We start from the raw sequence: 23,958 nt of genomic DNA on the forward strand, positions 1-23,958 counted from the left end.
TAGTGACGAAGATGGGTTAAGGAATATTTAATCAAATAACAAAATCATACAGCGTAGGCTGATGATATGGACTCCTCTCCCACCAACAGTGTCATAATGCACCTAAGAGTAATAACGGAGCAAAGAGGAGCCCGACATGAATAATAGGGTTCTGTCGCAAGAACTTATCGTGACGGCAAAACTTGGTTATAACTGACCTTTATGCAGCTAATGAATAAAACTGTCCTGCAGGAGACAAACCATCCCCTCCGAACATTTGTCCTTTTTTGATCATTTTCATTATCTCAATACCTGCTAATGTTTTTTGGGCCCTATGGAAGTTTTTAAAACCCAACATAGGGCGAGTTATTCGTTTAATGTTCCTATGATCTTGTTCGATAATATTATTCAAATATTTACATTGACGGATTACAATGGGTTCCACTTTAGGGGTATCTGAGTCTTCCTTATTGATGCTATTAAGCGCTGCTTTATTGGAACCACTCTTATCAATATTGACTAATTCAGGGCGGTCATTTCTCTTAATGGCTTTCTTAAAAAAGCGCTTGGCTGCTTTCATATCACGCTTTGCGGTGAGTAAGAAGTCAATGGTATTGCCTTCTTTATCAACGGCACGATAAAAATATTTCCACCGCTGAAAATCATGGAAACGGAGCTTAGCGAAGTGGTGATTTTTAGTCCCTGATAGGCGACAGGGCAATTCGCTGATTCGACGTGTGCTAGCAGCACGCGAGAGGAGCAAGAATTGCATTCCGAATAGCCGTCCAGCCAGTGAGGTAGTAATGACGAAGCGGCTTTTGTGCGTAGTCGTTGCGGACGCAGGGCGTTCAGGGCATCTCCCATCCGCTGCGTAGGTGAACGAGTTATGGCGACAGGAGTCCCGGAATTTCGTGAGGTAGCATGGCGCGCCTGTCTCCTTTGACTTTAATATAGGTTTCATCCATCCGCCACCGTCCATTAACAGGACGCTTCTTTTTATGAAATTCTTTCTCTAATTCAGGTGCATAATTTATCACCCACCGATTAAGGGTGCTGTGGTCAACATGATAGCCTCGTTCTTTCGCTGAAAATCATGGAAACGGAGCTTAGCGAAGTGGTGATTTTTAGTCCCTGATAGGCGACAGGGCAATTCGCTGATTCGACGTGTGCTAGCAGCACGCGAGAGGAGCAAGAATTGCATTCCGAATAGCCGTCCAGCCAGTGAGGTAGTAATGACGAAGCGGCTTTTGTGCGTAGTCGTTGCGGACGCAGGGCGTTCAGGGCATCTCCCATCCGCTGCGTAGGTGAACGAATTATGGCGACAGGAGTCCCGGAATTTCGTGAGGTAGCATGGCGCGCCTGAGCTATTTCCTCAAGATTGCGATAACTGAGTGGATAAGCCAAGTACCATCTGACATTTAGGAGAATGATTTCTTTTTCAAAATGACGCCATTTAAAACTAAGCATATGAACCTTATTTTATTCGAATTGAGACTCATGATAGCAGGTAACACGGAGAAGTGAACTTTATGCGACAGAACCGTATGGCACATGCGCGGCGTAAATTCGATGAAGCGCTAAAAGCCCTCCCTAAAGAGAGTCGCAAGAATAAAATGGGGCTGGCTCAAACCGCATTACGTAAGTTTGCCCGACTGTATGCACTTGAAAAACAGATCAAAGACCTGACGATAGAGCAACGTTATTTACAGCGTCAGGAAAAAAGCAAACCTTTACTGGAAGAGTTAAAGCAGTGGTGCGATAACAACCTTACCAAGACAGCAAAGGATAGCGCAATAGGTAAAGCCATTCGTTACACTATTACTCGATGTTCAAGTTTTTGATATTGAGAAGGTAAAATCAGGTATTCTGAGGTTGTTGTAATTTTATCGGTGTAAGCCCATGTTAATGAATGCCCAGCCACCTTTATCCAAAGCTATATTGACGATTTAAATGATGCGCTCAATCAGCTAAAACCCGGAGCCGCTTTGACACGGATTCAAGCCGTTTGGTTGGGCACTTGTTTAACGGGCATACTGCTAATGAACTCTGTTTGCTGGGCTAAGTTTGAGCGAGCAAGCCTTGGAGATTGCAAAGTAGCCGCATTATCCTGGGTGTTTCGTAAAGCAAGTATACCCTGGGACTGGTTGCTACGGGTGAGTGTGGTCTTAATTTTAAAACGTTATGGCATTACTGAAGGTGTGTTGGCCTTTGATGAATCAGACCGAGCACGATCTAAGTCTACAAAACGTATTTATAAGGTTTACAAGCAGAAACACAAAGGCTCCGGCGGGTATGTTAATGGACAAACGATAGTATTATTGCTGCTAGTTACCTCATCCATTACAGTGCCTGTCGGTTTTTTCTTTTATATGCCGGATCCAGCCTTAAAGCAGTGGGATAAAGAAGATAAACGGTTGAAAAAGAGCGGTATAGCAAAAAAAGATCGGCCTATTAAGCCTGAACGTGACAGTGCCTACCCGACCAAAACAGAGATTGCATTAGGCTTATTAAAAGAGTTTAAAGTTGCGCATAGCCTGATTAAAATTAAAGGCGTACTGGCTGATGCGCTGTATGGTGAAAAAGCCTTTATGGACGAAGCCGCTAAAGAATCTGGAGGCTCGCAGGTGATTAGCCAATTACGTAAAAACCAAAATATTGAATATAGAGGTAGAATAAGGTCAGTCGAGAGCTACTTTAATTCGATTAACAAAGGCATTGATCAGATAATACGTGTACGTGGCGGCAAAGAGATTAAAGTGACTGTCAGCAGTGCACGATTAAAGGTGAGTTCTCACAGTAAAAAACGCTCGCTGAAAATCATGGAAACGGAGCTTAGCGAAGTGGTGATTTTTAGTCCCTGATAGGCGACAGGGCAATTCGCTGATTCGACGTGTGCTAGCAGCACGCGAGAGGAGCAAGAATTGCATTCCGAATAGCCGTCCAGCCAGTGAGGTAGTAATGACGAAGCGGCTTTTGTGCGTAGTCGTTGCGGACGCAGGGCGTTCAGGGCATCTCCCATCCGCTGCGTAGGTGAACGAATTATGGCGACAGGAGTCCCGGAATTTCGTGAGGTAGCATGGCGCGCCTGTTGTCATTGCCTTAAAATATGACGGTGAAAACGACTATCGCTATTTAGTGGCGACAGACCTGACTTGGCGCACACAAGATATTATTCAAGCCTATACGTTGAGATGGCTGATTGAGGTTTTCTTTGAGGACTGGAAGCTTTATGAAGGATGGGGGCGTGAGGCCAAACAATTAGATGAAGAGGGATCAAGCCGTGGCCTGATTCTGAGTCTTTTGTTTGACCATTGCCTTCTCCTTCACCCAGAGCAAATAGCCCGCATTGAAAGCAAACTACCTGCGTATACCGTAGGAAGCTTACAGCGCAAGTCTCAAATAGATGTACTGCTTGAGTTCATCACGTCATTGCTAGAGTTTCCAGATCCTGGTGATAAGCTGAAAGAGTTAGGTGAATTAATAAAGGATGTGTTTCAACTGATGCCATCAGGAAAAAATATGATTGGCAGAGATTTAGGGCGCTTAGGGCCAACAGCATCATTAAAGTATTGTTCTACTGGGTGAAGGTAAGAGTTTGATGGCAATGGGATGGAAAAACTTGAACATCGAGTATTAACCAGTGGGGTAGCTTGATCCGCTATATTGATGACGGTAATATACAAATTGATAATAATGCAAGCTGAACGGCATATCAAACCGTTTGTGATTGGACGTAAAAACTGGCTGTTTAACCAGACACCACGCGGTGCAAATGCCAGCGCACTACTTTACAGTCTTGTGCAAACAGCCGTTGCTAATAACCTGGAGCCTTTTGATTACCTGAAATATCTATTAACTGAACTACCCAAGCTGGGTAGGCATTATAAACCAGAAGCACTGGATCAGTTTTTGCCCTGGAACTTGATTGAAAAAATTAAGCCTCTAAAGTAATTGGGGTAGCTTGTCTAGGTGGAGAGAATTGACGCTTACGATACAGCGTAATAACCCAAGGCGAATAAAGTCGATATCCTTCAACTCTGGGCATGAACGAGCCCACAAAGGATGACGCTCTGCTAACAGGGCACGTTCCATACTTTCATTGCAGTGTTGGTGAATATGTTCAGAGATCGGGGAGTCGCTATTTTTGCGAAAGCTTGTTTTGGGCATCCCAGCCCAAGCAAGCAGCAAAAACTTAACGCGACCACTTATGCCTCCGGCGGCCCCGATTCGTCCTCGTCACCTCGTCCCGACCCAACAAGGGGTCGGAACATAGGCTCCAAATGACTTGACGCCGTGTCGGATGGCCTTTTATTTTGTCTCCACCTTCGCTAACGCTCAGACTCCGACAAAACAACGGCCCTACGGCTATCGCGGACTAAAAATCTTCACTTCGCTAAAGCTCCGTTTCCAGGATTTCCAGCGGTGGTAGGTCTTTAAGCATGGGTGATATCCGTTTATGAGGTGATTAAAACGGAAATTTTTAGAAGAATTTTTTCGGCAATTGCAAGCTTTATTTGAAATTATTTGTTGTTTTTTACGGTGCCTACAGAGTGTCTATTTGCTGTTATAAGTGATTAAAATCAAAAAGATGGAAATATTCGAGTGGTGCTACCTTCAGGTAGGTTATAGGCTGCTTTGTTTAGGTACTTCTTCTTTCAATGGGAACACTGATGATTCTCTGGTAACTTATCAGACTTTGACCCGGTGATCTGGCAAGCTGTTAAACTAAAAAACATAAACAGCATTATTACTTGTATTAAACGTTGCATAATAATCTCCTACATAATAGTTTTAAAGAAACTACTCCCCAAGTGAGCATAAATTACCAATCTGTCTTACTTCTTCCGGTTAACAAGCCCTGTTGAAACGAATTATGCTCCTGCCATAAATCACCCGCAAGTAGTGCGACAATTTCCTCTTTTATATCCAGTTGCCGATCCGATTCAAAAAACAGGTTTTCGACTATATTAGAACAATAAAAGCGCTCAATTAATAAGTGCATAGTCTTAAACCCTTTTTGATAAAATGCATCCCCTTGCTGATGGAGGTATTCATCGCCCTCTTTACCCGAAGCCAAGCCCTTATGCAATTGATCGGCTATAAATTCCGCTGTTTTCACTGCAAAAAAGAAACCAGAGGAAAACACCGGATCTAAAAAACCTGCTGCATCACCACAACAGGCAAAGCGCTGACCATAACGTTGCGTGTTTCGATAGCTAAAATCTGCCTCGATTTGTACTTCCGAGAGTGTTTGCGCTGCTATTAAGAGTTCACTCATATAAGGTGAAGCCTGAAGACTTTGCTCAAAAAGTGCAGCCTGTTTCAAATCTCCAGAGGTGTTTTTTTGTACTACCAGGCCCACACTTAGACGACCATCGGTTAAAGGAATGCACCAAATCCAGCCTATACTGGATAATAGTATCTTAATATTACCATGCTTAAAAAGCTCATTGGCAGCATTATTGTCAGCTAGCTTATAATGTTTATAGAGGGCAAATTTACCCAGATTTTTTATTTTATCAATACTACGTAATTTTTTACCCATCAGAGTATCACGCCCGGTTGCATCGATAAAATACCGCCCCTGGTATTGCGCTTTATCTGTTTCAATACTCACGCGACTCGCTGAGCATTGCGCATTGACAACCTGCTCTTGCTGCCGTGCTATAACGCCATTTTCAATAGCATTATCAAACAGCCGTTTGTCAAACACCGAACGCTCAACTTGAAAGGTACGATATTTTCCCTGAAATGGAAAATAGGTATGCCGCCCTGAAACTTCATCAATAAAGTCAGCGCCACTTTTTTTTAAATTCCCTGTTTCCCAGTCTATACCCAACCGTTGCATCACCGTCTCGCTCATCGGCAGCATAGACTCACCAATATGAAAGCGTGGGTGCTGGTCGCGCTCAATTAATAAGACACTGTGCCCATATTGCGCCAATAATGTCGCTGCAGTAGTACCCGCAGGTCCAGCTCCGGCAATAATAACATCGTACTTCTGTTGTTCCACTCAGTATCTCTCTTAAGCTTTTTTAATTCCCTCTACAAGGAAATATACTGTAGAGCGGACTTTAGTCCGCTCTACCACGATTTATTTTTTAGCGACTGGTGAAGTTAAACTTCAAGCAGGCTCGTCCAGATAGGCACTTTTATATTTAACGGCACTATACACGGTTGCTTATGTTGCAAGGCAAGTAACAATGGAATCACCGCCGCTGCTGGTGCTGCTTTTGTAAGCTTAACCCAGTCAGCCTGTAAAGCTTGCTCCTTCTGCTGTGAAACCTGAGGCAGCGTTATCGCCCCTATCGATTGATCAGGCTCTGCGCTCAACACAAATGCACAGGCGAAAGCTATTTTCCCTATAGGCGGCGTCAGATATTGCGGCCATAGTTCATCATAGCAAACCAACAAGCGCTCGCCACTACTTTGTTGCAACTGCGCCCACACTTCTATCAAGCCCATAGCAAAAGTATCATCGGCTGCAGCAATTGCTGTAGCCGGAGCCTGGCACTGATTTAGAATACTCCAGTAACCCGCCGTGGTATTATGCACTGAGTTATGAAACTGGGTCGGAGAAAGCAGTTCATTCTTATCAGGCAGTAAGCGACAAAGCGCATCGGTGACTTGTATCTCGCCACCTAATGATGCAAAAATCGAGGCCAGGTTTTGAGTACCCACATCAGCCTGTACACACGCGAGTTTTGCTGCAGTAATTGCGATGCGCGTAGTGACGCTTGTCCGTCTGCGCATGCCTGCTGGAATCAGGCTTTTATCTATATCACTGCCTTGTAGATTAAAAGCAGCTAATACCTTACTGTCAGGACAACAAACTGCAGCTGATTTAATATATAACTGATTCATCATAGCGCTACTATCACACTGGCATTATTACCGCCAAAGCCAAATGAATTACTCATTGCAATTTGCATGTTTTTTGTCTGTAGGGGGAATTGAATAACCTGACACTGGCATTCGTCATCAAGTTCCTGTAATCCCTGAGTGCCAGGAATAAACTGTTGCTGTAATGCAGTCAGTGCAATAATGGTTTCTAATGCCCCAGCCGCACCTAAGGTATGCCCGGTAATGCCTTTGGTGCCACTACAGGGAACAGAATCACCAAAGACGCTAAATACAGCTCTACCTTCCACGCTATCATTTATTTTAGTAGCTGTGGCATGTAAATTCAGATAATCAATTTTGTCAGCCTTTAAACCTGCCAGTTGTAATGCGTTCTTCATAGCCAATACCGCACCTTTACCTTCGGGGTGCGGGGTACTCATATGATGGGCATCCGAAGATTCACCTACAGCTAATACTTTCATTGCATCAGCATTATCCGCGCCACATTTTTCTAAAACTAATAAACCTGCTGCTTCTCCAATACTAATTCCATTTCGATTTTTATCCATGGGAGTGCATGGCTGATTTGAGACCAACTCCAGACTACGAAAGCCACGCAGAGTTAAGCGGCATAAGGTATCAACACCACCCACTATTACTGCATCACAGAGTCCACCGTTAATTAGGCGTTGCCCGGCGGCAATGGCTTTAGCACCAGAGGAACAGGCTGTAGATATTGCATAACATACGCCCGTTAAGCCTAATTCCAATTGTACAAATCGTGCGGTTGCCTGATAGGCGTGTTCAGTGACAAAATGAAAATCATCGGGCATATCACCTGTTTCTAGTAACACCCCATATGCTGATTCGGTTTCATATAGTCCCGAGGTACTAGTACCAATAATAACGCCGATTCGGTGTGCGCCATACCTATCTTTCGCAGTTTCAACAGCTGCTCGCACACCGCCTTCTGCATCATTTAATGCGGTTAAAGCCACTCTTGCATTACGGCAGTTGTATTCTGCCAGTTGCTCGCGAATATCCAGTAAAGGCTGTTTTATTTCACCGACAAATGCTGGAAACGAGATACTAAATAATGATAAAGGAGCTAACTGTGATTGATTATCAGCTAGGGATTGGTATAACGCTTTATTGCCCATTCCACACGTACTCAAGGCTGAAAAAGCTTTAATTGCTACAGGCTTTATGACGGTAAGATTATTTTTCATTGCTCCCCATAATCAATACTTTCAATATTTTCAGGTTTTTCAAACTAAAGAACCATTCAGCTAGGCCTCAATAATAGCAACATCATATTGAGCTACAAGCTTATCTCTTGTTACTAGCGTAAGTTTTTCAATTTTGGCTTGCGCTATTAACATTCGATCAAAAGGGTCTTTGTGAATATTAGGTAACTTTCCAGCCAGTTGGGCATGTTGAGAATTAATACCCAACTGCGTGAATCGATGCAGATCAATTTCCTCAAGCAAATTATCAGGTATTTCAAGTCTTCCCAGTGATTGCTTAATACTCAATTCCCATACTGTAGCAGAACTAATAAAAATCAGATTTTTACCCTCTAATAATTGCATTACGTGCTGGAACAGAAAGCGTCGAGTTATTTTCTAATGCCCAGATAAGAACATGCGTGTCTAGAAGTAAATTCATTCTACATCTGGAAAAATAGTAGAATTATAAAAAAGATCTATTGAATCATCACTAGACCTGAATTCGTATAATAAGTGCATAACCCTCTGCAAGTATTGGCTAGACTAACACCTGTTGAATTAAGACAAGACATAGGTGTAAAGTAAACAGCTACCAAACAATTTACAGAGGCTACAAATGAGCTATACACACCTATGTCCTGAAGAAAGATATTATATAGAAATTGAATTAAAAAAGGGAACTTCACAGAATAAAATAGCAGAAGCCTTAGAACGAAGCCAAAGCAATATTTCACGCGAGATTAAACGCAATACAGGTCAAAGAGGCTACAGGCATAAACAAGCAGAAGATTTTGCCCAAGAACGACACAAAAACAAGCCTAAAGAGGTTAAATTAACGGATGAAATAAAAGGCATTGTTAATGTTCGCATTGAGGATGACTGGAGTCCTGAGCAGATTGCAGGGCGGTTAAAACAAGAAGGTATAATTAGTCTTCATCATGAAACAATCTACCAGCATATTCTGGCGGACAAAAAGGCAGGGGGTGAACTATACAAGCATCTTCGGCATCAGAACAAAACCTATCGCAAGCGGTATGGGTCAGCCCATAATAGGACAGGAATCCCTAATAGAGTCGATATAGATGAGCGTCCTGAAGAGGTCAACAACCGTAAGCGTATAGGTGATTGGGAGGCAGATACAATCATTGGGAAAAATCACAAAGGGGCGATTGTAACGTTGGATGAGCGAGTCTCTAAATTACGGTTGGCCTTCCCTTTAGCGGGGAAAAAGGCTCAATATGTATTAGACGCAACTATTTTAATGCTTGATCCTATAAAAAGCTTTGTTAAAACAATTACTTTTGATAACGGGAAAGAGTTTACCCTGCATGAAAAAATAGCAGAAGCACTAGGCTGTGATACGTATTTTGCGACTCCCTACAGCTCTTGGGAAAGAGGGCAAAATGAGAACGCTAATGGCTTATTAAGACAGTATTTCCCTAAAGTAATGGAGTTGATTGATGTTACGATAAAAGAGGTTTTTATAGCCGTTGATAAGCTAAATAGTCGCCCTAAAAAGTGTCTCAATTACAAAACACCTTATGAGGTATTTGAAGAGCTGACTGGGATAGATATGAAAAATTTATTGGGTTATGTACTTATGACTTGAATTCAGGAGACTCATCAAAATCATCCATTACTTTTACCTTCCCCTCCCAGCTTCCGCCTAGTGTTCGAGGAGTTAGGTTATCCTTATACGCAGAAAGAATAGCAACGGGATTGCCTGCTTTACCTATAATAATAGGCTCTTTGGTTTCTTGAACAATTTTTATCAGCTTAGACAAACTGGCCTTTGCATCAGAAATATTAGTAATTTGCATGTCAGACTTTTGTTTTTAACTCATTCGAATATTTATTCTAGTCTGGTCTGGTCTTTTATGCCAATACTTGAATCTCAAATAAATAAGATGCCTAAATTCTTCTATGAAACATCTACTACTATTTCTTTTATCAATAAACACGTGCTATTTTATTAGGCACTTGGAAATAAATAATCGTCCAAAATTTGAGCCGGATTAGTTGTTTCCAGGAGCCTTAGTCTTAATCAAAATCGGACACAATAAAAACCCCAATATCACCCCACAACTAACCACCTTTGCCAAGGTCTGTAACATCGAGGTCTGGGCAAAAATCAGACAACCAAAGACCAGAGCACTGGTCAGCATAGAAGCTGCCATCGCCTGATAGGTTAAGGTCAAATGGCCACTGCGATTTTCCTGATAAAAAATCCCATAATCGACACAGATAGCCACCGCTAATAAAACCCCGACTAAATGTAAAAAGCTGATTGCCTCTCCCGTCCAGGCCCAGAGAGCCAGAATCATTAAGGCTGATAAAACAGCCGGTGATAAGGTTTGTACGGTTTTAATAATGCTTTTATAACGCAGCCATAATAATAATGTGATCAACGCCAGACCTGATAACAGCGTAATTTCGGCACGACGCTGATAGTCTACCGCCATACGATTGAGCCTATCGCGCTGACTAAAATATTGCACATGCGGTAAATCAGCTAAAGCACTTTGAATGGCTTCTGGCTGGTGTTCGCTCAACCAGATGGTTAATAAGGCTCGCTGCCCTGTTACAATGATTTGATTACTGACTAACCTGGCGATAGGAGATTGCAAAACCTGCTGTAAGCTTAATATGTTACTCTGGGTATAATCCAGTTCGCCTAATCGACTAATGGATAAACCCGCATCGTGCAATGCATTACGCCAATACTGACGTTGCCGATCATTTAAAGCAGATAATAAATAATGCTGATTTTCTAATTGCTGCTGCCCGGACAAAAGCCAGGGATAAAGCCCAAAATAATCCTCCACATCGCCCGATGCTTTTAGCTCATCCAGACGCCGATAAACCTGCTCAGCGCTTTGTAGAGTCTGTTCTACTGTCACAGCACTGACGAGTACAAAGCGCCCCGGTTCCATATTCACCATACGCTGGCGAATTTTTTTATCAGTGACTTTTAAGAAATCCAGTTCCGGGGTTAATTGCTGTAAGTCCTGCATCCACTGTAAGCGGTCTAATTGTACTGCACCTGCAGCGGACAATAACACGACCACAGTTAATAGAATTAAGCGGTAACGCTGACAAAAGCGAGTCCAGAAAACGATAAACCGAAAGGGCTGAATGGTTTTTGCTTCCCCGGTCATCAATAGCGGAAATAAATAACGGGTCAATAATAACGAGGCAATGATGCCAGTCGAAGTATACACAGCCACTTGCTGAAATCCAGGATAACCAGATAGACCCAATGCTATATAACCAATCAGCGTGGTCACACCGCCCATAAGCAAGCTAGGAAAAATACGCTTTATCACCGTAAGCCTCTGCGCCTGTGCCAAGCATTGCGCATGGACAATTGCATGAATCGGATAATCTATGCAGATCCCGATTAAGGTCGAGCCTATTGCGATAGTCATGCCATGCACCGAACCAAACGCCAGGTTAGTGACTAATACCGCCAGCGTCATCACCATCATCAGCAGAGAAAATACCCAGAATAATACCTGGAATGAGCGAAACAGAAGCAGAAATAACAACATCAATACCAGGGTAGAAAAAATACTGATAAATTTAATATCCGCTTCTATCATAGTCTGGGTCGCGACGGCGAACAGCGGCACGCCGGTCATTTCCAGCTGATAGTCAGTATTGTGCGCTGCAGCGGTAAAAGCCTGCTTGATTTGCTGCTGAATTTTTAACTGTGCTGGCACATCCATGCCTGACATTTGGGTTTCTAATATAAAATTAGCAAACTGGGAGGATTTTGATTGTTGCTTTTGAAATTGCGCAGCAAAGGACTTAAATCCGCTCAGGGATAATAATAACGGATCCTGCACAGCTATTTTCTTTATCAGCCGCGCCTGCGGAGAAAGCAGCGCCTGCTTTAAGCCAGCTGCTCGTTCAGCCAGAGCTTGCTCAGTTAATATGTCAGCTAATGCCTGTTCTGGATATAGACTGTATAAATGCGCCCCGTGTTGGGCATATAAATCGGATAAGGCACCCCAGGCACCTTTTTCTTCATCTGTCATCCAGACATCAACTACACCAGAAATGGTCTTTATCTGCCGTAACCAGGCCAGAATAAATCCCTGGGATACCTGTTTATTCTCACCCGCATCAATTGACAAAATATAACGTCGGGATAAAGTGCCGGATTGTATTTCACTGGCTAGTAAAATTTCTTCGGCATTATCGCCCGCAATAACAAAAGCAGAAATATCTGTTTTAAATTGTGTCGTATAAAAAGCCAGGGCAATCAGCAAAGGCAAACACAGAAAGAAAACTAATGCAGGAATCGAGCGACGCACAGCTAATGGCTTTTGAGTGACTGCAATAATTCCTGCAAGTGTTGTCGAATTGCTTGCCCCTGCTGAGGCTGGTTTAAAACATACGAACTACGGTCACCGTCGGGCAAAGTTACGACCATTTTACTTGCCGCCTGCTCGCTGATTCCCTGCATAATAATTTTAAGTGGCTGCTCGTCTGGCTCATGCTTCTTTGCTGTCATTTCTAGCTTCCAGGATAACTCCGAAGAGCTAAATTTTAGCTGATAAAGCTGGCGCAAAGCAGCAAGATTACCCGTCAGCATGGCTTTGAATGCTACCAGGCTCGCCATCATCGGATTACTTTCATCTAACTGAGTGTGGTGGTAGGTTCGTGTGCTTGGCTTATGGTAAATCAGCTGATTTCCATCAGCCGCCATGAGTTCAATTTCTGGTTTTAATTGCTGTTTCAGCATGCTATCAGGAAGCGCAGCGTACAAAAAACCGCTGCCCTGCCAGTCGGCATCAAATAAGCCCATAGTACGCGTTTCCTGGTACGCTATTTGCACCGCCGGTTCTGGCTTCATGCGCTGCATAACGCTTTCTATACTGTCATCAGCCAGACACACTAGCGACAAACAGTATAAAAACAAGGTGCATACTTTTTTTGTCATTATTTAACTCGCTTGCACATCCAGCCAGATTTTGCGCCCATTAACAACCATATTCCTGGCGGAATCTTTAAATCCTGGAATTTGGTCAAAGGGCAGATCTTGCGACCGAAAATAAATATGGCGCCAAAAATATTCCGCAACCATCAGTAATACGGATAACAGAAAAATCAGTACGCCGGTAAAAACCGCCCACCACTCTACAGGTGCAAACAGCGCCAGTACAACACAAGTGACGACATTGAAAGCAAAAAAACCTGCCCAAACCAGCGTTAGATTACGACAGTAATTAACCAATATTAAGGGCATGGGCTGATCAGGAAAGTCAAGCCGCGCAAAGCGCTCTACTAATGACGGGCCTTTACCTTTTAATAAAGTTTTACCAAAAAACAACATTAAAGTCAGTTGAATAATGATAGGAATCAGCTTTGCGACTAGTTCCTGATAAAAAATAGTCCCCACCAACAAGCTTAATACAATCACCAGCTTTTGTACTCGCACGGGTGTTTTTCGTGTTTTTACCGCCTGATAAAAATATATGCCGGCAATCACAGCATGCGCAAACCACACACCTCCTTCCTGCACTCCCCTGTAGACCAGGAAAGGATAGAGCAAAACGACAACACTAATAATGATGCGCAGTATGATTTGCATGAGGAAACTATTTGCTTCTATTTTCCGCTACAAACTTAGCCAGCGAATTGACTGAAGCAAAAATCTCCTGATTACGATCATCTTCCGAGGTAATTTTAACCCCATATTTCCGATCTAACAGCACAACGATTTCCAACGCATCTATTGAATCCAGCCCTAAACCTTCGCCAAACAGTGGCTCGTCAGGAATAATTTCCTCAGGTGTAACATCTTCTAAATGCAAACCATCAATAAATAATGTTTTTAATTCCGCTACTAATTCTTGAGACATACTTCCTTTTCCAGACTAAAAATAAATAGCGGGTATTTTACCTTATTTTCCCTAAGAGATCGTTAATGAAATAATTTTCAGATGGGAAATTGGCTTTAGCAGTAGACTGGGATGGGGCTTGTGCCGCAGCGTGTTACGTTAATGGATAGAGTTGTTAGTATACTTTTTATTTAACGTTAAAGTTCATTTAGGCAACTTTCCAAAACTATGCAGCACTGGAGTAATCCCAGCATTATTGTTGCTGGATTTCGTACTTCAACCCAGCCTACGCATACTCTTATTGCGCATCAGTAATTTTGGCAGGCGCAATAAAAAATCGCATAATAAGCGAATATGCATACCTGTCAGCAGCATATTATCCCGGCCATATTTAAACCGACTAACGCCACCTTCCTGTTTAGAAATATAGCGTACCGGGGTAGCGATATTAACCACTGGCACGCCGCGCCAAGCCATACGTACCGCCACCTCAGGTTCAAAATCAAAGCGCCTGGCCCAACGGGTTGAATGCATGACCGCAACTAAATCTGCAATAGGATAGACACGCATTCCGAACAAAGAATCATGGATACCCCAGTTCATGGTTTCCAGATTAACCCACCAGTTTGAAATTTGTCGTCCTTTAACACGTATCATAGGCGCTGAATCATCAAATAGCGGTTCACCTAAAACCATAAATTCAGGGTTTTCAACTGAAGCCTGCATGTACTGCCTGATGAAGCTGGCCGGGTGCTGATAATCCGCGTCCATAGTGAGTATATGTGTATAACCTTGCTGCTGTGCCTGGATAATGCCTGCTAACACTGCAGCACCTTTACCGCTGTTTTCACTATACTTTATGACTCGCAAGGTACCAGAATACTGTATTTGCAACGGCTGCAACAGGGCATCACTACCGTCATCACTACCATCAATAATCACCCAGACGGGCAACCACTGTTGTAGTGCCTCAGTTACCGTATCTTTTAATAAAGCCCCAGTGTTGTAACTGGGAATTAACAGCAGATGAGTCGCTGACACCTTATGTTTATCCTTCATACTAAAGCTATGATTTTCTACGCAATGAGTGTGGTTTGGAAAGTTCATCATGATAAATTCCCTCCAATCGATGAACAAACTCTTGTGCAGACTCGTTAGCTCGAATAACAACCGGCTCACCGACATGAACACTCATTCTTAAGGGAAAAACCGGCTTTTTATACAGTGGCCAGCCCTTTTCAAAGAATCGGGAGTTGCTACGAATATAAACCGGAATGATAGGCACAGAAGTTTGTTTCGCCAGCAAGGCTACACCGCCTTGTATCTGGTTCATCCATTGCGCATCGGTTTTTGTTCGCGTCCCTTCAGGAAACATGAGTAACTGATTATTTTTTAATAAGCACTGCCTGGCCAGCTTTATCATTTGGCTAATTGAGTTTACCGGGATATAGCCAGCGAGGCGTCCCGCCTGCCCTCCAAATAACGGGTTTTTCAAGATACTCTCTTTCATGATAATGATAAGTTTTGGCACTTGAGCCACAATAAAAACTACATCCCATAAAGCGATATGATTGGGGGCGACAATCATTGCTCCCTGCCTTTCTGCCAGTGCTTTTAATTGCTCATCCTCCAGAATAAGTAAACCAGTTATTTTCAATATAAAAATAAACAACTGAAAGTCTTTTTGTATCAGCAAACGCCCAATCGCTAGTGCGTACTTTGGCGGCAGTATTAGGTACAACAAAGTTCCTAACAGAGAAACAAATATCGATGTTACTGCCCAATATATGAGCATAAAACAGTAAGCAACCCAATCCCAACAATACTTAATCACAAACACTCCTGCTCTGAGTCACGGGCATAGAATGGTGCTTTACTCATCCAAATCATAATAGTCAAAAACAAGGCCAGCATACTAATACTAAAAACAATCAATGTACTATCAAAATCCAGTAACCATAAGGAAGTACCTAACTCTAAACAAATTAATGCGATTAACAAATAGCGTATCTTCAGGTAATGCATACGACTACAAAAATAAGCCCCCAAGGGTGCACCCACAACGACAACAGGAACCGCAGATAACCAATAGGCTTGCACCTGGGGGTTGATGCCATCCAAAAAATACATTTGCAACAAAATCCCAAAAACTGAACTAATTGCCATCAAAATAACCGATGTAGATGTAGCGATGCTTTCGCTGATACGAAATAATAAAACCAGTACCGAAAAGCAAAGCATATCAATACCACTGCCCACCAAACCCGACACCGTTCCACCGGCCACACCTACCAATAGCAATATACCCACTTCCCCTAAATTTATTTCCGGCATGCTGATATGATTAAGCCGGAAACTAATGCTTAAGCGAATCAGCGTAAATGCCAGACTAACCGCCATCACAGTAAATAGCATACGAATAATATCAGATGCCAAAACAGGTGCTAATAAGACAGACCCTATAAATAACCCAACAACCCCGCCCAGGCTCACCCAGACTATCACTCGCCATAACACCTGAACGCGCATCATTATTATAGCAATGGAAGCGGCAACCATACCCACACTTTGTATCGCCAGAGAAAAAACTTTTGCATCCCCCGGGGCGATATGTAACATTTTGGTAAACACAGGAAAAGCAATCGCGCCACCGCCTTCACTGGTAGCACCAGCAATAATGGAGCCAAATATCATGGTCACTGAGATTTGCCAATAATCTTGAAAAATTCGCCAGTGTTCGGGGTAGGTATAAACAAGCCATGCAGCCCAAACGACAGACGCAAATAGTAAGCTTACTAAATAAGGAGAGAACGCTTTTTTTACTGCCATATGATGTTGAGTGGTTACATTGTATACAAGCAAGAGCGCTATGATAGAGAAGGTCAGGAAAAATGCAACCATCAGACTGGCAATGCATCATAAGTGATCTATATTTGTTCTCTGGGCAGAACTAGACAGATATTTTAAATCGATTACTCCCAGATCACCTCGGTAACTGAATCGAGACAAGCAAACAATTCATAGCGCGTATAAAACCTTAGCCATGAAATACAATATTATGCCTGGGAAGCCTAGCAAATGATAATGGAAAAATCTGAATGTGCATCAATAGATAAGGCACTTGAACCCCTGAGCAATGCAAAAAAAGTATTTATGGTTATATCAGAATGGGATATATTATGATTTATCTAAAATAAAATCCCACAAAATCTCTAGCAGGGTAAGAGATGGTTTCGCTTCAGTTCTTACCATGTATCATGGTTTTGCTAACATTAAATACACCTTCTACTAATGCTTAATAAAGAGATGTCCAAACTCAACACTCTAAAATATTTTTGTCGTAGTAATCATTTCCCCATTTTGACGAGCGCAAATTATACCCGGGTTGGTTGAAAAACATGATGTTTGCGTTATTTCTAATGTGACTGGTGATGTAAACACAGTGTCTGTCGTAGCCTGAAGAACACCAACCACAGTTTGTAATGATACTCTATTATCATTCCGTTTTCCTAACCAGGCTCCCCAAGTTAATAATGTCTCCTTGCAACACGATAAGAACCAATTGACCATTATTCTCATGAATACTCAGGTACCCGATATCAACATTTTGATATTGTGCTGCCCATATACCATCATAAATTCCAGCCGCTGCAATAGGAAAATTCACTACAACTCGATGTTCAAGTTTTTTAACTGATTGATTTTATTGATAATTTTACTGACAAAGAAAGCATCAACATCATTGTAAATCAATCACTTATAAAACAAAGCCGGAAAAATTTACTTTTCTTAGCCCAGTTATAGCTGAAAACTTGAACATCGAGTACAAGCAAAACAACCATTAATATTTTTTCATATTTTTATCCACATCACTTAAAAATGAAATTGAGTGAGATTCCCTCTTCACAGTGTCAACCTGTACCGAAGGAACCGTCTTAAAAAGTGACGGTTCACTACTCAACTGAAGTTTCCCAATTATTGAGTAGCTGAAATACACAATGCTGGTGTATCGAGGTTTATTTTAGGTGGTTTTGCCATGTTTATCATCAGTGTTCCCATTGAAAGAAGAAGTACCTAAACAAAGCAGCCTATAACCTACCTGAAGGTAGCACCACTCGAATATTTCCATCTTTTTGATTTTAATCACTTATAACAGCAAATAGACACTCTGTAGGCACCGTAAAAAAACAACAAATAATTTCAAATAAAGCTTGCAATTGCCGAAGAAATTTTCTAAAAATTTCCGTTTTAATCACCTCATAAACGGATATCACCCATGCTTAAAGACCTACCACTCTCTGAACATATTCACCAACACTGCAATGAAAGTATGGAACGTGCCCTGTTAGCAGAGCGTCATCCTTTGTGGTCTCGTTCATGCCCAGAGTTGAAGGATATCGACTTTATTCGCCTTGGGTTATTACGCTGTATCAGTGTAGTCGATAGTGGTCGCCATTTCTTCCAAACCAATGAACAGATTTATGGCCAGCTGCTTCCCCACTCAACGTATTTTAAATCACTGAAGTCGCATAGACGAACAAGTATGCTTGAGGCATTTGAACAGCAGAGCTATCATCTTCACGCTGAAACACTGCTATCGCAAGGCATTGATTATCTTAAAGCATTCCCAGAACTTGACGAATACACCATAGAAGCAGCGGATGGACATTTTATTGATCATGCCTGCCATACTGAAAAAAACAGCAAGGGGAAAGTTTATGCGGCCGGGGGGATTTACGCGTTGAATCTCAGAAGTGGGTTGCTCAGATTTCTTTGTCTGGTGACAAACGGAACTCAGAGACATCAAGAAATACCTGTGTTACGAGATCATATTGAAAAGCAAAACAAGGGAAATAACAGCTCTCAGAAACATCTCTATGTCTACGATAAAGCCGTCACCGACGCTGAAAATCATGGAAACGTAGCTTAGCGAAGTGGTGATTTTTAGTCCCTGATAGGCGACAGGGCAATTCGCTGATTCGACGTGTACTAGCCGCACGCGAGAGGAGCAAGAATTGCATTCCGAATAGCCGTCCAGCCAGTGAGGTAGTAATGACGAAGCGGCTTTTGTGCGTAGTCGTTGCGGACGCAGGGCGTTCAGGGCATCTCCCATCCGCTGCGTAGGTGAACGAATTATGGCGACAGGAGTCCCGGAATTTCGTGAGGTAGCATGGCGCGCCTGAAAATCACTTAAAAAACATCATGTTTTAAGCTGACAGTCAAGTATTACTAGTTTAATCCAGCTATTTCCATGCTAGAATACAATGCTTACTAACGACCTAATCAGCTAAGCTAATAATTATTAGCTATAGACTTTCACTCGATGTTCAAGTTTTCAGCTATAACTGGGCTAAGAAAAGTAAATTTTTCCGGCTTTGTTTTATAAGTGATTGATTTACAATGATGTTGATGCTTTCTTTGTCAGTAGAATTATCAATAAAATCAATCAGTTAAAAAACTTGAACATCGAGTTTCAGAAAATTAATTTCCGAACAAACAAAAACGACAGAGGGGAAACTGGCTTATAATTTTCGTCCCAACACTAACGGAAACAGTCAAAAATGGTATCCCTCACTTTTTCAAAGTCAATTGTAGACCGACTAAAAAAAAATATGGCGACAGCTCTCAAGCTAAGTAATATTTGTTTATATCGATTAACTCAAGCTCTACTCTGGTTCAGTGAATGCATGGGAATCAAAGAAATAGCACGCCTAATGTGAGTCTGTGAAAAAACCATTATAAATTGGCTGAAAACATTCATGCATAAAGGTGTCGGTTGGTTAATAGGGCAACACTATCAAGGATGTGGTCGGAAGTCAAAGTTAACTAAAGACCAGAAAAATAGATTGGTTGAGTTGATAAAGAAAGGCCCAGAAGACAATGGATTTCATTGTGGAATATGGAATACTGCGATGATTGCCGAGCTTATTTGGTTAAAATTTGAAGTTCGTTATAACTTGAACTATTTATCAAGCCTAATGAAAAAACTGGGCTTCAGTTATCAAAAAGCTCGTTTTGTGACTGATCGCCAAGAAGAAGAAAAGTACGAGCTTGAAAGAAAAACGTGGCTGGAAGAAACATTGCCTGCCATTATGGAAAAGGCGGTAGAAGAAAAGAGTGTCGTTTTATTCGGTGATGAGGTGTCATTTGCTATGTGGGGTTCATTGGCACGAACCTGGGCTCCAATAGGAGAGCAACCCACAGTGAAAACATCAGGGATTCGAAAAGGGTTGAAAATGTTTGGTACGATCGAACTCGAAGGAGGGAGTTTTCAATACCGAGAATCATTGGCTTATGAGATAAAACCAAAGTCACTTAGACTTTTAAAAGAAGCTGGGCTGCCTCAAGAATTTTTAGCTATTCTTAAAAGCTTAAAAAATGAGAAATATCCAACACAGAAGCTTTTTATGGAAGCGATATATTCTATTGCCGACAACGTCTTAATCGAGAGTTATAAGCCAATGATATTACAACACGCTGAAACATCTGGGCGTTTTAATGGTGAAAGCTATGTTGAGTTTTTAACACAATTGCTGGCTTATTATAAAGGCAAGATTATTCTAATTGAAGATGGTGCCCCGTATCATGGAAGCGGTGTTATTAAGGAATTTAAGTTAGCTAATGTAGATCGTTTGACAGTAGAACGTCTCCCTGCGTTCTCGCCGGATTTTAATCCGATTGAGAAATTATGGAAAAATACGAAACGCGATTCGACTCATATGAAGTATTTTAAGACTTTTGAAGATCTTCATGATTCAGTTGTGCAAACTTTTAACACTTATATGTATGATGCCAGTAAAGTGATTTGTGTTATGCAAAAATTGCGGGAAGATTTCGTTGTTACCGCCTAAGTTTAAGCTCTCCAAATTTGGAAATTATTTATCTGAGAAACTATACATGAAAAAAAATAGTCTTTTCATTCGTTTCAAATGCTATTGCCTAAGGGGAATTAAGTAGGGGTTTGCTATAAACATGGCAAAACCACCTAAAATAAACCTCGATACACCAGCATTGTGTATTTCAGCTACTCAATAATTGGGAAACTTCAGTTATATGAAACAACTAAACTTATTTCCCTTATTGTTGGTGTTGTTTGTTACTGCCTGCGCTAATACTGGCTTTAGTTAATACAACTGCTGTTGAAAATCAATCTGTTAGCTATACCGGAACGGGCACATTAAATATTGCCCCGGTTATTTTTGCCAAGGATTTGCAAGTAAGAGAGGCGGTACGTAAGGAATGTCAGCTATTAACTAAATTACCTGGTTTTGTGCAAAGCTATGCGCAAGATCAATACGCGAGTATAAATTTAGATGCAAAGAGATCAACAAACGCTGAAAATCATGGAAACGTAGCTTAGCGAAGTGGTGATTTTTAGTCCCTGATAGGCGACAGGGCAATTTGCTGATTCGACGTGTGCTAGCAGCACGCGAGAGGAGCAAGAATTGCATTCCGAATAGCCGTCCAGCCAGTGAGGTAGTAATGACGAAGCGTCTTTTGTGCGTAGTCGTTGCGGACGCAGGGCGTTCAGGGCAGTGGGTAACAATCAAAGGTTCCTTGCTCAGAAAAGGAAAAAAGACACGTACATTTACTGCCAATCGAGGCTTTATGGGAGCCTATAAAGGCACTTGCGCATTATTAGGGCGTTGCACTAAGGCATTAGGCAAAGATATTGCTGAATGGCTTAATAATCCAGTCGGTGGAGCTTCTTTAGGCGATATGTGATGATCGAGAGATAAATATAATAATGGCAGATTTACTACCTGAAAAATGTACCGTACTAGTTATCGGCGGTGGCCCTGCCGGAAGTAGTGCTGCAACACAGTTGGCAAAAAGAGGTATTGATGTCGTGTTGCTGGAGCGCGCAAAATTCCCACGTAACCAGGTCGGTGAAAGCCTGATTCCGCATTTCTGGAAATTCACCGATCAACTGGGTGTTACTGAAAAAATTCAGCAACAAGGGTTTCTTAGTAAAGCAGGTGGTATTACCGTCTGGAATAATAAAATTCATCAGATTCTGTTTTCAGATTATGGCTATACCCGGCCAGGTTTGCATATCGAGCGGGATGTTTTTGACCAGCTCTTGCTTGAGCATTCTGAGCAGCAAGGTGCGCAGGTTTTTAACCAGGTGGTGGTTAAAAAAGTTGATCTATCCCAATCTCAACCTATTGTTGCCTATACCGATACCCGTGGCACTTCAAATCAACAAGGCACGATACAATGTCAATATCTAATTGATGCTAGTGGACATAGTTCTTTATTAGCACATCAGTTAGAAACTCGGCAAACCATTAGTTCGGAAATGAACTTCTTGTCTCTTTGGGGCTATTTCAAAAGTTCGCGCTTTGTCGGTGTCGATCGTCAAAGTCACTCTCATGCAGAATTAAAGACGATGGCTCCCGTGACTTTTGTGATGACACATGATGATGGCTGGTTATGGCATATTATTTTGCGTGAGAAAACCAGCGTTGGTCTGATCGTACATACCGATAAATTAACCGGTATGAATAAGATCCAGCGTGAAGCATATTTTATACACAGTTGCGCGCGGATACCTTACTTAAAGGATTTATTAAGAGATGCCGAGTTTATTGCGGGTTCTTTGCAGTATCGTCCTGATTATTCCTATTATGCCAGCCAGGCCTGTAGGGAAAATTATTATTGCATCGGTGATGCGGCGGGCTTTGTAGATCCTATATTTTCGCACGGGGTACAGAATGCTTTTTATAATGCGGCAGTGGCTTCTCTGGCTATTAGCGAATCGTTAAAAAATACGAAAAAAGCGGCGCGTTTTGCAGCTTTATGTGAAAACCGTATGCAGCAGTTTTATAGCTTTTCCAGGGCGCTTTCTCTGGGAGATTTTGGTTGTAATGGAGTGCATAGGGATCTGGTTAAATCATTGATGAAATCAATGCCACCGCTGGAATTAGAGTTGATGCTGGTGGCTTCTGAAATGACCAATCGTTCGGAAAATTTCAAGCAGCTTGCTCGTGAAGCAGGTGTCTGGGAGCAATTTTCAGAACAGTTTGAACAGCAAAAAAAGGGCGTGATAGCAGAGCTTAATTTTTAATTACTGAAGTTTCCCAATTATTGAGTAGCTGAAATACACAATGCTGGTGTATCGAGGTTTATTTTAGGTGGTTTTGCCATGTTTATAGCAAACCCCTACTTAATTCCCCTTAGGCAATAGCATTTGAAACGAATGAAAAGACTATTTTTTTTCATATAGTTGTAGCATAGTTTCAATTTTACCATAAATAATTATTGGGAAACTTCAGTCGCTGTCAGCCCCGGACGGGCTGATAGTCTCCAGAAGGCGCAGGGAAATTTGCCAATCCGAAGTGCGCGATAGCGCGCGAGGGAGGCTAAAATTTTATCCCGAATAGCCGTAGAGCCATTTGTGGTAGCCATGACTGAGCTGCTTTGTGCTCAGTCTGTGGCGGACGCAGGGCGGCTGGAGCATCTCCTATTCGCTGCGTAGGTGAACGAATTACGGCGACAGGAGTCCCGGAATTTCGTGAGGTAGCATGGCGCGCCTGTTAAAAAACACTTACGACTAAAAGACGGTCAACTATAATGATCCCCAAAAACTAGACCAGCATTTAAGATAGAATCTTGCCCTCAAAACTGAGGATTAAGAAATGACCATAAATCGGAAGAAGCATAGTATGCAAACCAAAGTAAAAGTGGTATTAGACGTACTAAAAGGGGAAAAGACAAGAGCTGAAATTACCGCGAAATATGGTATTCATGCAACACAAATCAACAATTGGAAAAAAGCTGTATTAGAGGTTATTCCTGAAGCATTCTCGACTAAAAGGAAACAACAGGATAATGACCAGCAGGCTTTAGTTGACGATCTGTACAAGCAGATAGGGCAACTGGAAGTAGAGAATGATTTTCTAAAAAAAATCTATGACTCTTCCACTTGCGACTCGAAAAATGTGGATAGAGCCAGGTCATTCAGAGTTAAGTATCAGAAAGCAGTGTTGCTTGTTGAGCATCAACAGGTCAAGTTTATATTACCGACCCGTTGGCATAGATGACTATACCCTGAT

At 42.0% G+C, this 23,958-nt stretch carries 33 protein-coding genes and 4 pseudogenes; 15 read left to right on the forward strand and 22 right to left on the reverse strand.

The window, feature by feature from the left end; translation table 11 throughout:
- Positions 1-199 precede the first annotated feature (199 nt).
- Together K6984_RS07435 and K6984_RS30760 are read right to left on the reverse strand one after the other, a co-directional pair.
- Positions 200-634, reverse strand: a pseudogene (locus K6984_RS07435) (IS6 family transposase); the annotation flags it as partial.
- On the reverse strand, positions 556-843 hold the full coding sequence (locus tag K6984_RS30760) for a hypothetical protein (RefSeq protein WP_230987974.1): 288 nt from the start codon (positions 841-843) through the stop codon (positions 556-558). The pseudogene K6984_RS07435 and the gene K6984_RS30760, both read right to left, overlap by 79 nt.
- On the opposite strand from K6984_RS30760, the gene K6984_RS32865 reads away from it, so the two are divergent.
- The gene (locus K6984_RS32865; RefSeq protein WP_263458675.1) at positions 800-922 is read left to right on the forward strand and encodes a hypothetical protein; all 123 of its coding nucleotides are present in this window, start codon (positions 800-802) and stop codon (positions 920-922) included. The two genes, K6984_RS30760 and K6984_RS32865, sit on opposite strands and share 44 nt — an antisense overlap.
- On the opposite strand, the pseudogene K6984_RS07440 reads toward K6984_RS32865, so the two are convergent.
- The 3 genes and pseudogenes from K6984_RS07440 to K6984_RS07450 form a co-directional block, all read right to left on the reverse strand.
- Positions 915-1,058, reverse strand: a pseudogene (locus K6984_RS07440) (IS6 family transposase); the annotation flags it as partial. The gene K6984_RS32865 and the pseudogene K6984_RS07440 overlap by 8 nt on opposite strands.
- The gene (locus tag K6984_RS07445; RefSeq protein WP_221895153.1) at positions 1,039-1,272 is read right to left on the reverse strand and encodes a hypothetical protein; all 234 of its coding nucleotides are present in this window, start codon (positions 1,270-1,272) and stop codon (positions 1,039-1,041) included. The gene K6984_RS07445 and the pseudogene K6984_RS07440, both read right to left, overlap by 20 nt.
- Positions 1,273-1,332: 60 nt before the next feature.
- A pseudogene (locus K6984_RS07450) lies at positions 1,333-1,446 on the reverse strand (IS6 family transposase); the annotation flags it as partial.
- 62 nt (positions 1,447-1,508) lie between these two features.
- Between K6984_RS07450 and K6984_RS07455 the strand changes: the two are divergent.
- Positions 1,509-1,820 carry an IS66 family transposase gene (locus K6984_RS07455; RefSeq protein WP_221894948.1) on the forward strand — a complete coding sequence of 104 codons (312 nt, stop codon included), beginning with the start codon at positions 1,509-1,511 and terminating at the stop codon, positions 1,818-1,820.
- Between the two features lie 144 nt (positions 1,821-1,964).
- The gene (locus tag K6984_RS07460) at positions 1,965-2,840 is read left to right on the forward strand and encodes a transposase (RefSeq protein WP_221894949.1); all 876 of its coding nucleotides are present in this window, start codon (positions 1,965-1,967) and stop codon (positions 2,838-2,840) included.
- On the opposite strand, the gene K6984_RS07465 is transcribed toward K6984_RS07460, so the two are convergent.
- Complete coding sequence (locus tag K6984_RS07465) at positions 2,771-2,998, reverse strand: hypothetical protein (protein ID WP_221894950.1); 228 nt, start codon at positions 2,996-2,998, stop codon at positions 2,771-2,773. The two genes, K6984_RS07460 and K6984_RS07465, sit on opposite strands and share 70 nt — an antisense overlap.
- Between K6984_RS07465 and K6984_RS32870 the strand changes: the two genes are divergently transcribed.
- From K6984_RS32870 to K6984_RS07475, 3 genes and pseudogenes are all read left to right on the forward strand, one after another.
- Positions 2,955-3,089: a hypothetical protein gene (locus tag K6984_RS32870; RefSeq protein ID WP_263458676.1), complete on the forward strand. Its 135-nt coding sequence runs from the start codon at positions 2,955-2,957 to the stop codon at positions 3,087-3,089. The two genes, K6984_RS07465 and K6984_RS32870, sit on opposite strands and share 44 nt — an antisense overlap.
- 25 nt (positions 3,090-3,114) lie before the next feature.
- A complete protein-coding gene (locus K6984_RS07470; RefSeq protein WP_221894951.1) occupies positions 3,115-3,564 on the forward strand; it encodes a hypothetical protein in 450 nt (149 codons plus the stop codon).
- Positions 3,565-3,602: 38 nt separating this feature from the next.
- Positions 3,603-3,930, forward strand: a pseudogene (locus tag K6984_RS07475) (IS66 family transposase); the annotation flags it as partial.
- Here K6984_RS07475 and K6984_RS07480 read toward each other — a convergent pair.
- Positions 3,922-4,146, reverse strand: a complete 225-nt coding sequence (locus K6984_RS07480) for a hypothetical protein (RefSeq protein WP_221894952.1) — start codon at positions 4,144-4,146, stop codon at positions 3,922-3,924. The pseudogene K6984_RS07475 and the gene K6984_RS07480 overlap by 9 nt on opposite strands.
- Here K6984_RS07480 and K6984_RS32875 point away from each other — a divergent pair.
- Complete coding sequence (locus tag K6984_RS32875) at positions 4,124-4,252, forward strand: hypothetical protein (protein WP_263458596.1); 129 nt, start codon at positions 4,124-4,126, stop codon at positions 4,250-4,252. The genes K6984_RS07480 and K6984_RS32875 overlap by 23 nt on opposite strands.
- A 27-nt stretch (positions 4,253-4,279) precedes the next feature.
- Positions 4,280-4,408 (forward strand): hypothetical protein, encoded by a 129-nt coding sequence (locus tag K6984_RS32880; protein ID WP_263458677.1) that lies wholly within the window; start codon positions 4,280-4,282, stop codon positions 4,406-4,408.
- A gap of 393 nt (positions 4,409-4,801) precedes the next feature.
- Here K6984_RS32880 and K6984_RS07485 read toward each other — a convergent pair whose 3' ends face one another.
- From K6984_RS07485 to K6984_RS07500, 4 genes are all read right to left on the reverse strand, one after another.
- Positions 4,802-5,992, reverse strand: coding sequence for an NAD(P)/FAD-dependent oxidoreductase (locus K6984_RS07485; protein ID WP_221894953.1), 1,191 nt, complete (start codon positions 5,990-5,992; stop codon positions 4,802-4,804).
- A gap of 104 nt (positions 5,993-6,096) precedes the next feature.
- A complete protein-coding gene (locus K6984_RS07490; RefSeq protein ID WP_221894954.1) occupies positions 6,097-6,846 on the reverse strand; it encodes a beta-ketoacyl synthase chain length factor in 750 nt (249 codons plus the stop codon).
- The gene (locus tag K6984_RS07495; protein ID WP_221894955.1) at positions 6,843-8,051 is read right to left on the reverse strand and encodes a beta-ketoacyl-ACP synthase; all 1,209 of its coding nucleotides are present in this window, start codon (positions 8,049-8,051) and stop codon (positions 6,843-6,845) included. The genes K6984_RS07490 and K6984_RS07495 overlap by 4 nt, the downstream gene beginning before the upstream one ends.
- A 60-nt stretch (positions 8,052-8,111) precedes the next feature.
- Positions 8,112-8,414: a type II toxin-antitoxin system VapC family toxin gene (locus K6984_RS07500; protein ID WP_230987975.1), complete on the reverse strand. Its 303-nt coding sequence runs from the start codon at positions 8,412-8,414 to the stop codon at positions 8,112-8,114.
- 253 nt (positions 8,415-8,667) lie between these two features.
- Between K6984_RS07500 and K6984_RS07505 the strand changes: the two genes are divergently transcribed.
- On the forward strand, positions 8,668-9,660 hold the full coding sequence (locus tag K6984_RS07505; protein ID WP_221894956.1) for an IS30 family transposase: 993 nt from the start codon (positions 8,668-8,670) through the stop codon (positions 9,658-9,660).
- On the opposite strand, the gene K6984_RS07510 is transcribed toward K6984_RS07505, so the two are convergent.
- The 8 genes from K6984_RS07510 to K6984_RS07545 form a co-directional block, all read right to left on the reverse strand.
- Positions 9,650-9,871 carry a type II toxin-antitoxin system Phd/YefM family antitoxin gene (locus K6984_RS07510; RefSeq protein WP_221894957.1) on the reverse strand — a complete coding sequence of 74 codons (222 nt, stop codon included), beginning with the start codon at positions 9,869-9,871 and terminating at the stop codon, positions 9,650-9,652. The genes K6984_RS07505 and K6984_RS07510 overlap by 11 nt on opposite strands.
- A gap of 195 nt (positions 9,872-10,066) precedes the next feature.
- Complete coding sequence (locus K6984_RS07515; protein WP_221894958.1) at positions 10,067-12,370, reverse strand: MMPL family transporter; 2,304 nt, start codon at positions 12,368-12,370, stop codon at positions 10,067-10,069.
- Positions 12,371-12,372: 2 nt separating this feature from the next.
- Positions 12,373-12,999, reverse strand: coding sequence for a LolA family protein (locus K6984_RS07520; RefSeq protein ID WP_221894959.1), 627 nt, complete (start codon positions 12,997-12,999; stop codon positions 12,373-12,375).
- A gap of 3 nt (positions 13,000-13,002) precedes the next feature.
- Entirely contained in the window at positions 13,003-13,650 is a 648-nt protein-coding gene (locus K6984_RS07525; RefSeq protein WP_221894960.1) for a COG4648 family protein, read from the reverse strand.
- A 7-nt stretch (positions 13,651-13,657) separates the two neighbouring features.
- Entirely contained in the window at positions 13,658-13,921 is a 264-nt protein-coding gene (locus K6984_RS07530; protein WP_221894961.1) for a phosphopantetheine-binding protein, read from the reverse strand.
- Positions 13,922-14,176: 255 nt separating this feature from the next.
- Complete coding sequence (locus K6984_RS07535; RefSeq protein WP_221894962.1) at positions 14,177-14,959, reverse strand: glycosyltransferase family 2 protein; 783 nt, start codon at positions 14,957-14,959, stop codon at positions 14,177-14,179.
- Positions 14,960-14,966: 7 nt separating this feature from the next.
- Complete coding sequence (locus tag K6984_RS07540) at positions 14,967-15,734, reverse strand: lysophospholipid acyltransferase family protein (RefSeq protein WP_221894963.1); 768 nt, start codon at positions 15,732-15,734, stop codon at positions 14,967-14,969.
- On the reverse strand, positions 15,731-16,762 hold the full coding sequence (locus K6984_RS07545; protein WP_221894964.1) for a sulfite exporter TauE/SafE family protein: 1,032 nt from the start codon (positions 16,760-16,762) through the stop codon (positions 15,731-15,733). Before K6984_RS07545 ends, K6984_RS07540 begins: the two co-directional genes overlap by 4 nt.
- A 1,414-nt stretch (positions 16,763-18,176) precedes the next feature.
- Here K6984_RS07545 and K6984_RS07550 point away from each other — a divergent pair.
- Positions 18,177-18,830, forward strand: coding sequence for a hypothetical protein (locus tag K6984_RS07550; protein WP_221894965.1), 654 nt, complete (start codon positions 18,177-18,179; stop codon positions 18,828-18,830).
- Here the strand turns inward: K6984_RS07550 and K6984_RS07555 are convergent.
- The gene (locus K6984_RS07555) at positions 18,720-19,013 is read right to left on the reverse strand and encodes a hypothetical protein (RefSeq protein WP_221894966.1); all 294 of its coding nucleotides are present in this window, start codon (positions 19,011-19,013) and stop codon (positions 18,720-18,722) included. The two genes, K6984_RS07550 and K6984_RS07555, sit on opposite strands and share 111 nt — an antisense overlap.
- 448 nt (positions 19,014-19,461) lie before the next feature.
- Between K6984_RS07555 and K6984_RS07560 the strand changes: the two genes are divergently transcribed.
- Positions 19,462-19,620: a hypothetical protein gene (locus K6984_RS07560; RefSeq protein ID WP_221893723.1), complete on the forward strand. Its 159-nt coding sequence runs from the start codon at positions 19,462-19,464 to the stop codon at positions 19,618-19,620.
- Positions 19,621-19,659: 39 nt separating this feature from the next.
- On the forward strand, positions 19,660-20,751 hold the full coding sequence (locus K6984_RS07565) for a transposase (protein WP_221894967.1): 1,092 nt from the start codon (positions 19,660-19,662) through the stop codon (positions 20,749-20,751).
- Between the two features lie 473 nt (positions 20,752-21,224).
- On the opposite strand, the gene K6984_RS07570 is transcribed toward K6984_RS07565, so the two are convergent.
- On the reverse strand, positions 21,225-21,446 hold the full coding sequence (locus K6984_RS07570; RefSeq protein WP_221894968.1) for a hypothetical protein: 222 nt from the start codon (positions 21,444-21,446) through the stop codon (positions 21,225-21,227).
- Positions 21,447-21,457: 11 nt separating this feature from the next.
- Here K6984_RS07570 and K6984_RS07575 point away from each other — a divergent pair, with 11 nt between their 5' ends.
- A complete protein-coding gene (locus K6984_RS07575) occupies positions 21,458-21,625 on the forward strand; it encodes a hypothetical protein (protein WP_221894969.1) in 168 nt (55 codons plus the stop codon).
- Between the two features lie 22 nt (positions 21,626-21,647).
- On the forward strand, positions 21,648-22,970 hold the full coding sequence (locus K6984_RS07580; protein WP_221894970.1) for an NAD(P)/FAD-dependent oxidoreductase: 1,323 nt from the start codon (positions 21,648-21,650) through the stop codon (positions 22,968-22,970).
- Between the two features lie 191 nt (positions 22,971-23,161).
- Here K6984_RS07580 and K6984_RS07585 read toward each other — a convergent pair whose 3' ends face one another.
- On the reverse strand, positions 23,162-23,311 hold the full coding sequence (locus K6984_RS07585; RefSeq protein WP_221894971.1) for a hypothetical protein: 150 nt from the start codon (positions 23,309-23,311) through the stop codon (positions 23,162-23,164).
- Between the two features lie 257 nt (positions 23,312-23,568).
- Here K6984_RS07585 and K6984_RS07590 point away from each other — a divergent pair, with 257 nt between their 5' ends.
- Positions 23,569-23,946 (forward strand): hypothetical protein, encoded by a 378-nt coding sequence (locus tag K6984_RS07590; protein WP_221894972.1) that lies wholly within the window; start codon positions 23,569-23,571, stop codon positions 23,944-23,946.
- Positions 23,947-23,958: the final 12 nt, after the last annotated feature.

It is taken from the genome of Bathymodiolus japonicus methanotrophic gill symbiont (assembly GCF_019721995.1).
Taxonomy (GTDB): domain Bacteria; phylum Pseudomonadota; class Gammaproteobacteria; order Methylococcales; family Methylomonadaceae; genus Methyloprofundus.

Bases quoted from the DNA above. Each gene is read 5' to 3' on its own strand.
- K6984_RS30760 (WP_230987974.1), bottom strand. From the start codon at position 843: ATGGGAGATGCCCTGAACGCCCTGCGTCCGCAACGACTACGCACAAAA.
- K6984_RS07445 (WP_221895153.1), bottom strand. From the start codon at position 1,272: ATGGGAGATGCCCTGAACGCCCTGCGTCCGCAACGACTACGCACAAAA.
- K6984_RS07455 (WP_221894948.1), top strand. From the start codon at position 1,509: ATGCGACAGAACCGTATGGCACATGCGCGGCGTAAATTCGATGAAGCG.
- K6984_RS07465 (WP_221894950.1), bottom strand. From the start codon at position 2,998: ATGGGAGATGCCCTGAACGCCCTGCGTCCGCAACGACTACGCACAAAA.
- K6984_RS07480 (WP_221894952.1), bottom strand. From the start codon at position 4,146: ATGCCCAAAACAAGCTTTCGCAAAAATAGCGACTCCCCGATCTCTGAA.
- K6984_RS32880 (WP_263458677.1), top strand. From the start codon at position 4,280: ATGGCCTTTTATTTTGTCTCCACCTTCGCTAACGCTCAGACTCCGACA.
- K6984_RS07490 (WP_221894954.1), bottom strand. From the start codon at position 6,846: ATGATGAATCAGTTATATATTAAATCAGCTGCAGTTTGTTGTCCTGAC.
- K6984_RS07495 (WP_221894955.1), bottom strand. From the start codon at position 8,051: ATGAAAAATAATCTTACCGTCATAAAGCCTGTAGCAATTAAAGCTTTT.
- K6984_RS07500 (WP_230987975.1), bottom strand. From the start codon at position 8,414: ATGCAATTATTAGAGGGTAAAAATCTGATTTTTATTAGTTCTGCTACA.
- K6984_RS07505 (WP_221894956.1), top strand. From the start codon at position 8,668: ATGAGCTATACACACCTATGTCCTGAAGAAAGATATTATATAGAAATT.
- K6984_RS07510 (WP_221894957.1), bottom strand. From the start codon at position 9,871: ATGCAAATTACTAATATTTCTGATGCAAAGGCCAGTTTGTCTAAGCTG.
- K6984_RS07520 (WP_221894959.1), bottom strand. From the start codon at position 12,999: ATGACAAAAAAAGTATGCACCTTGTTTTTATACTGTTTGTCGCTAGTG.
- K6984_RS07525 (WP_221894960.1), bottom strand. From the start codon at position 13,650: ATGCAAATCATACTGCGCATCATTATTAGTGTTGTCGTTTTGCTCTAT.
- K6984_RS07530 (WP_221894961.1), bottom strand. From the start codon at position 13,921: ATGTCTCAAGAATTAGTAGCGGAATTAAAAACATTATTTATTGATGGT.
- K6984_RS07535 (WP_221894962.1), bottom strand. From the start codon at position 14,959: ATGAAGGATAAACATAAGGTGTCAGCGACTCATCTGCTGTTAATTCCC.
- K6984_RS07550 (WP_221894965.1), top strand. From the start codon at position 18,177: ATGCTTAAAGACCTACCACTCTCTGAACATATTCACCAACACTGCAAT.
- K6984_RS07555 (WP_221894966.1), bottom strand. From the start codon at position 19,013: ATGGGAGATGCCCTGAACGCCCTGCGTCCGCAACGACTACGCACAAAA.
- K6984_RS07560 (WP_221893723.1), top strand. From the start codon at position 19,462: ATGGTATCCCTCACTTTTTCAAAGTCAATTGTAGACCGACTAAAAAAA.
- K6984_RS07565 (WP_221894967.1), top strand. From the start codon at position 19,660: ATGCATAAAGGTGTCGGTTGGTTAATAGGGCAACACTATCAAGGATGT.
- K6984_RS07580 (WP_221894970.1), top strand. From the start codon at position 21,648: ATGGCAGATTTACTACCTGAAAAATGTACCGTACTAGTTATCGGCGGT.
- K6984_RS07585 (WP_221894971.1), bottom strand. From the start codon at position 23,311: ATGGCTACCACAAATGGCTCTACGGCTATTCGGGATAAAATTTTAGCC.
- K6984_RS07590 (WP_221894972.1), top strand. From the start codon at position 23,569: ATGCAAACCAAAGTAAAAGTGGTATTAGACGTACTAAAAGGGGAAAAG.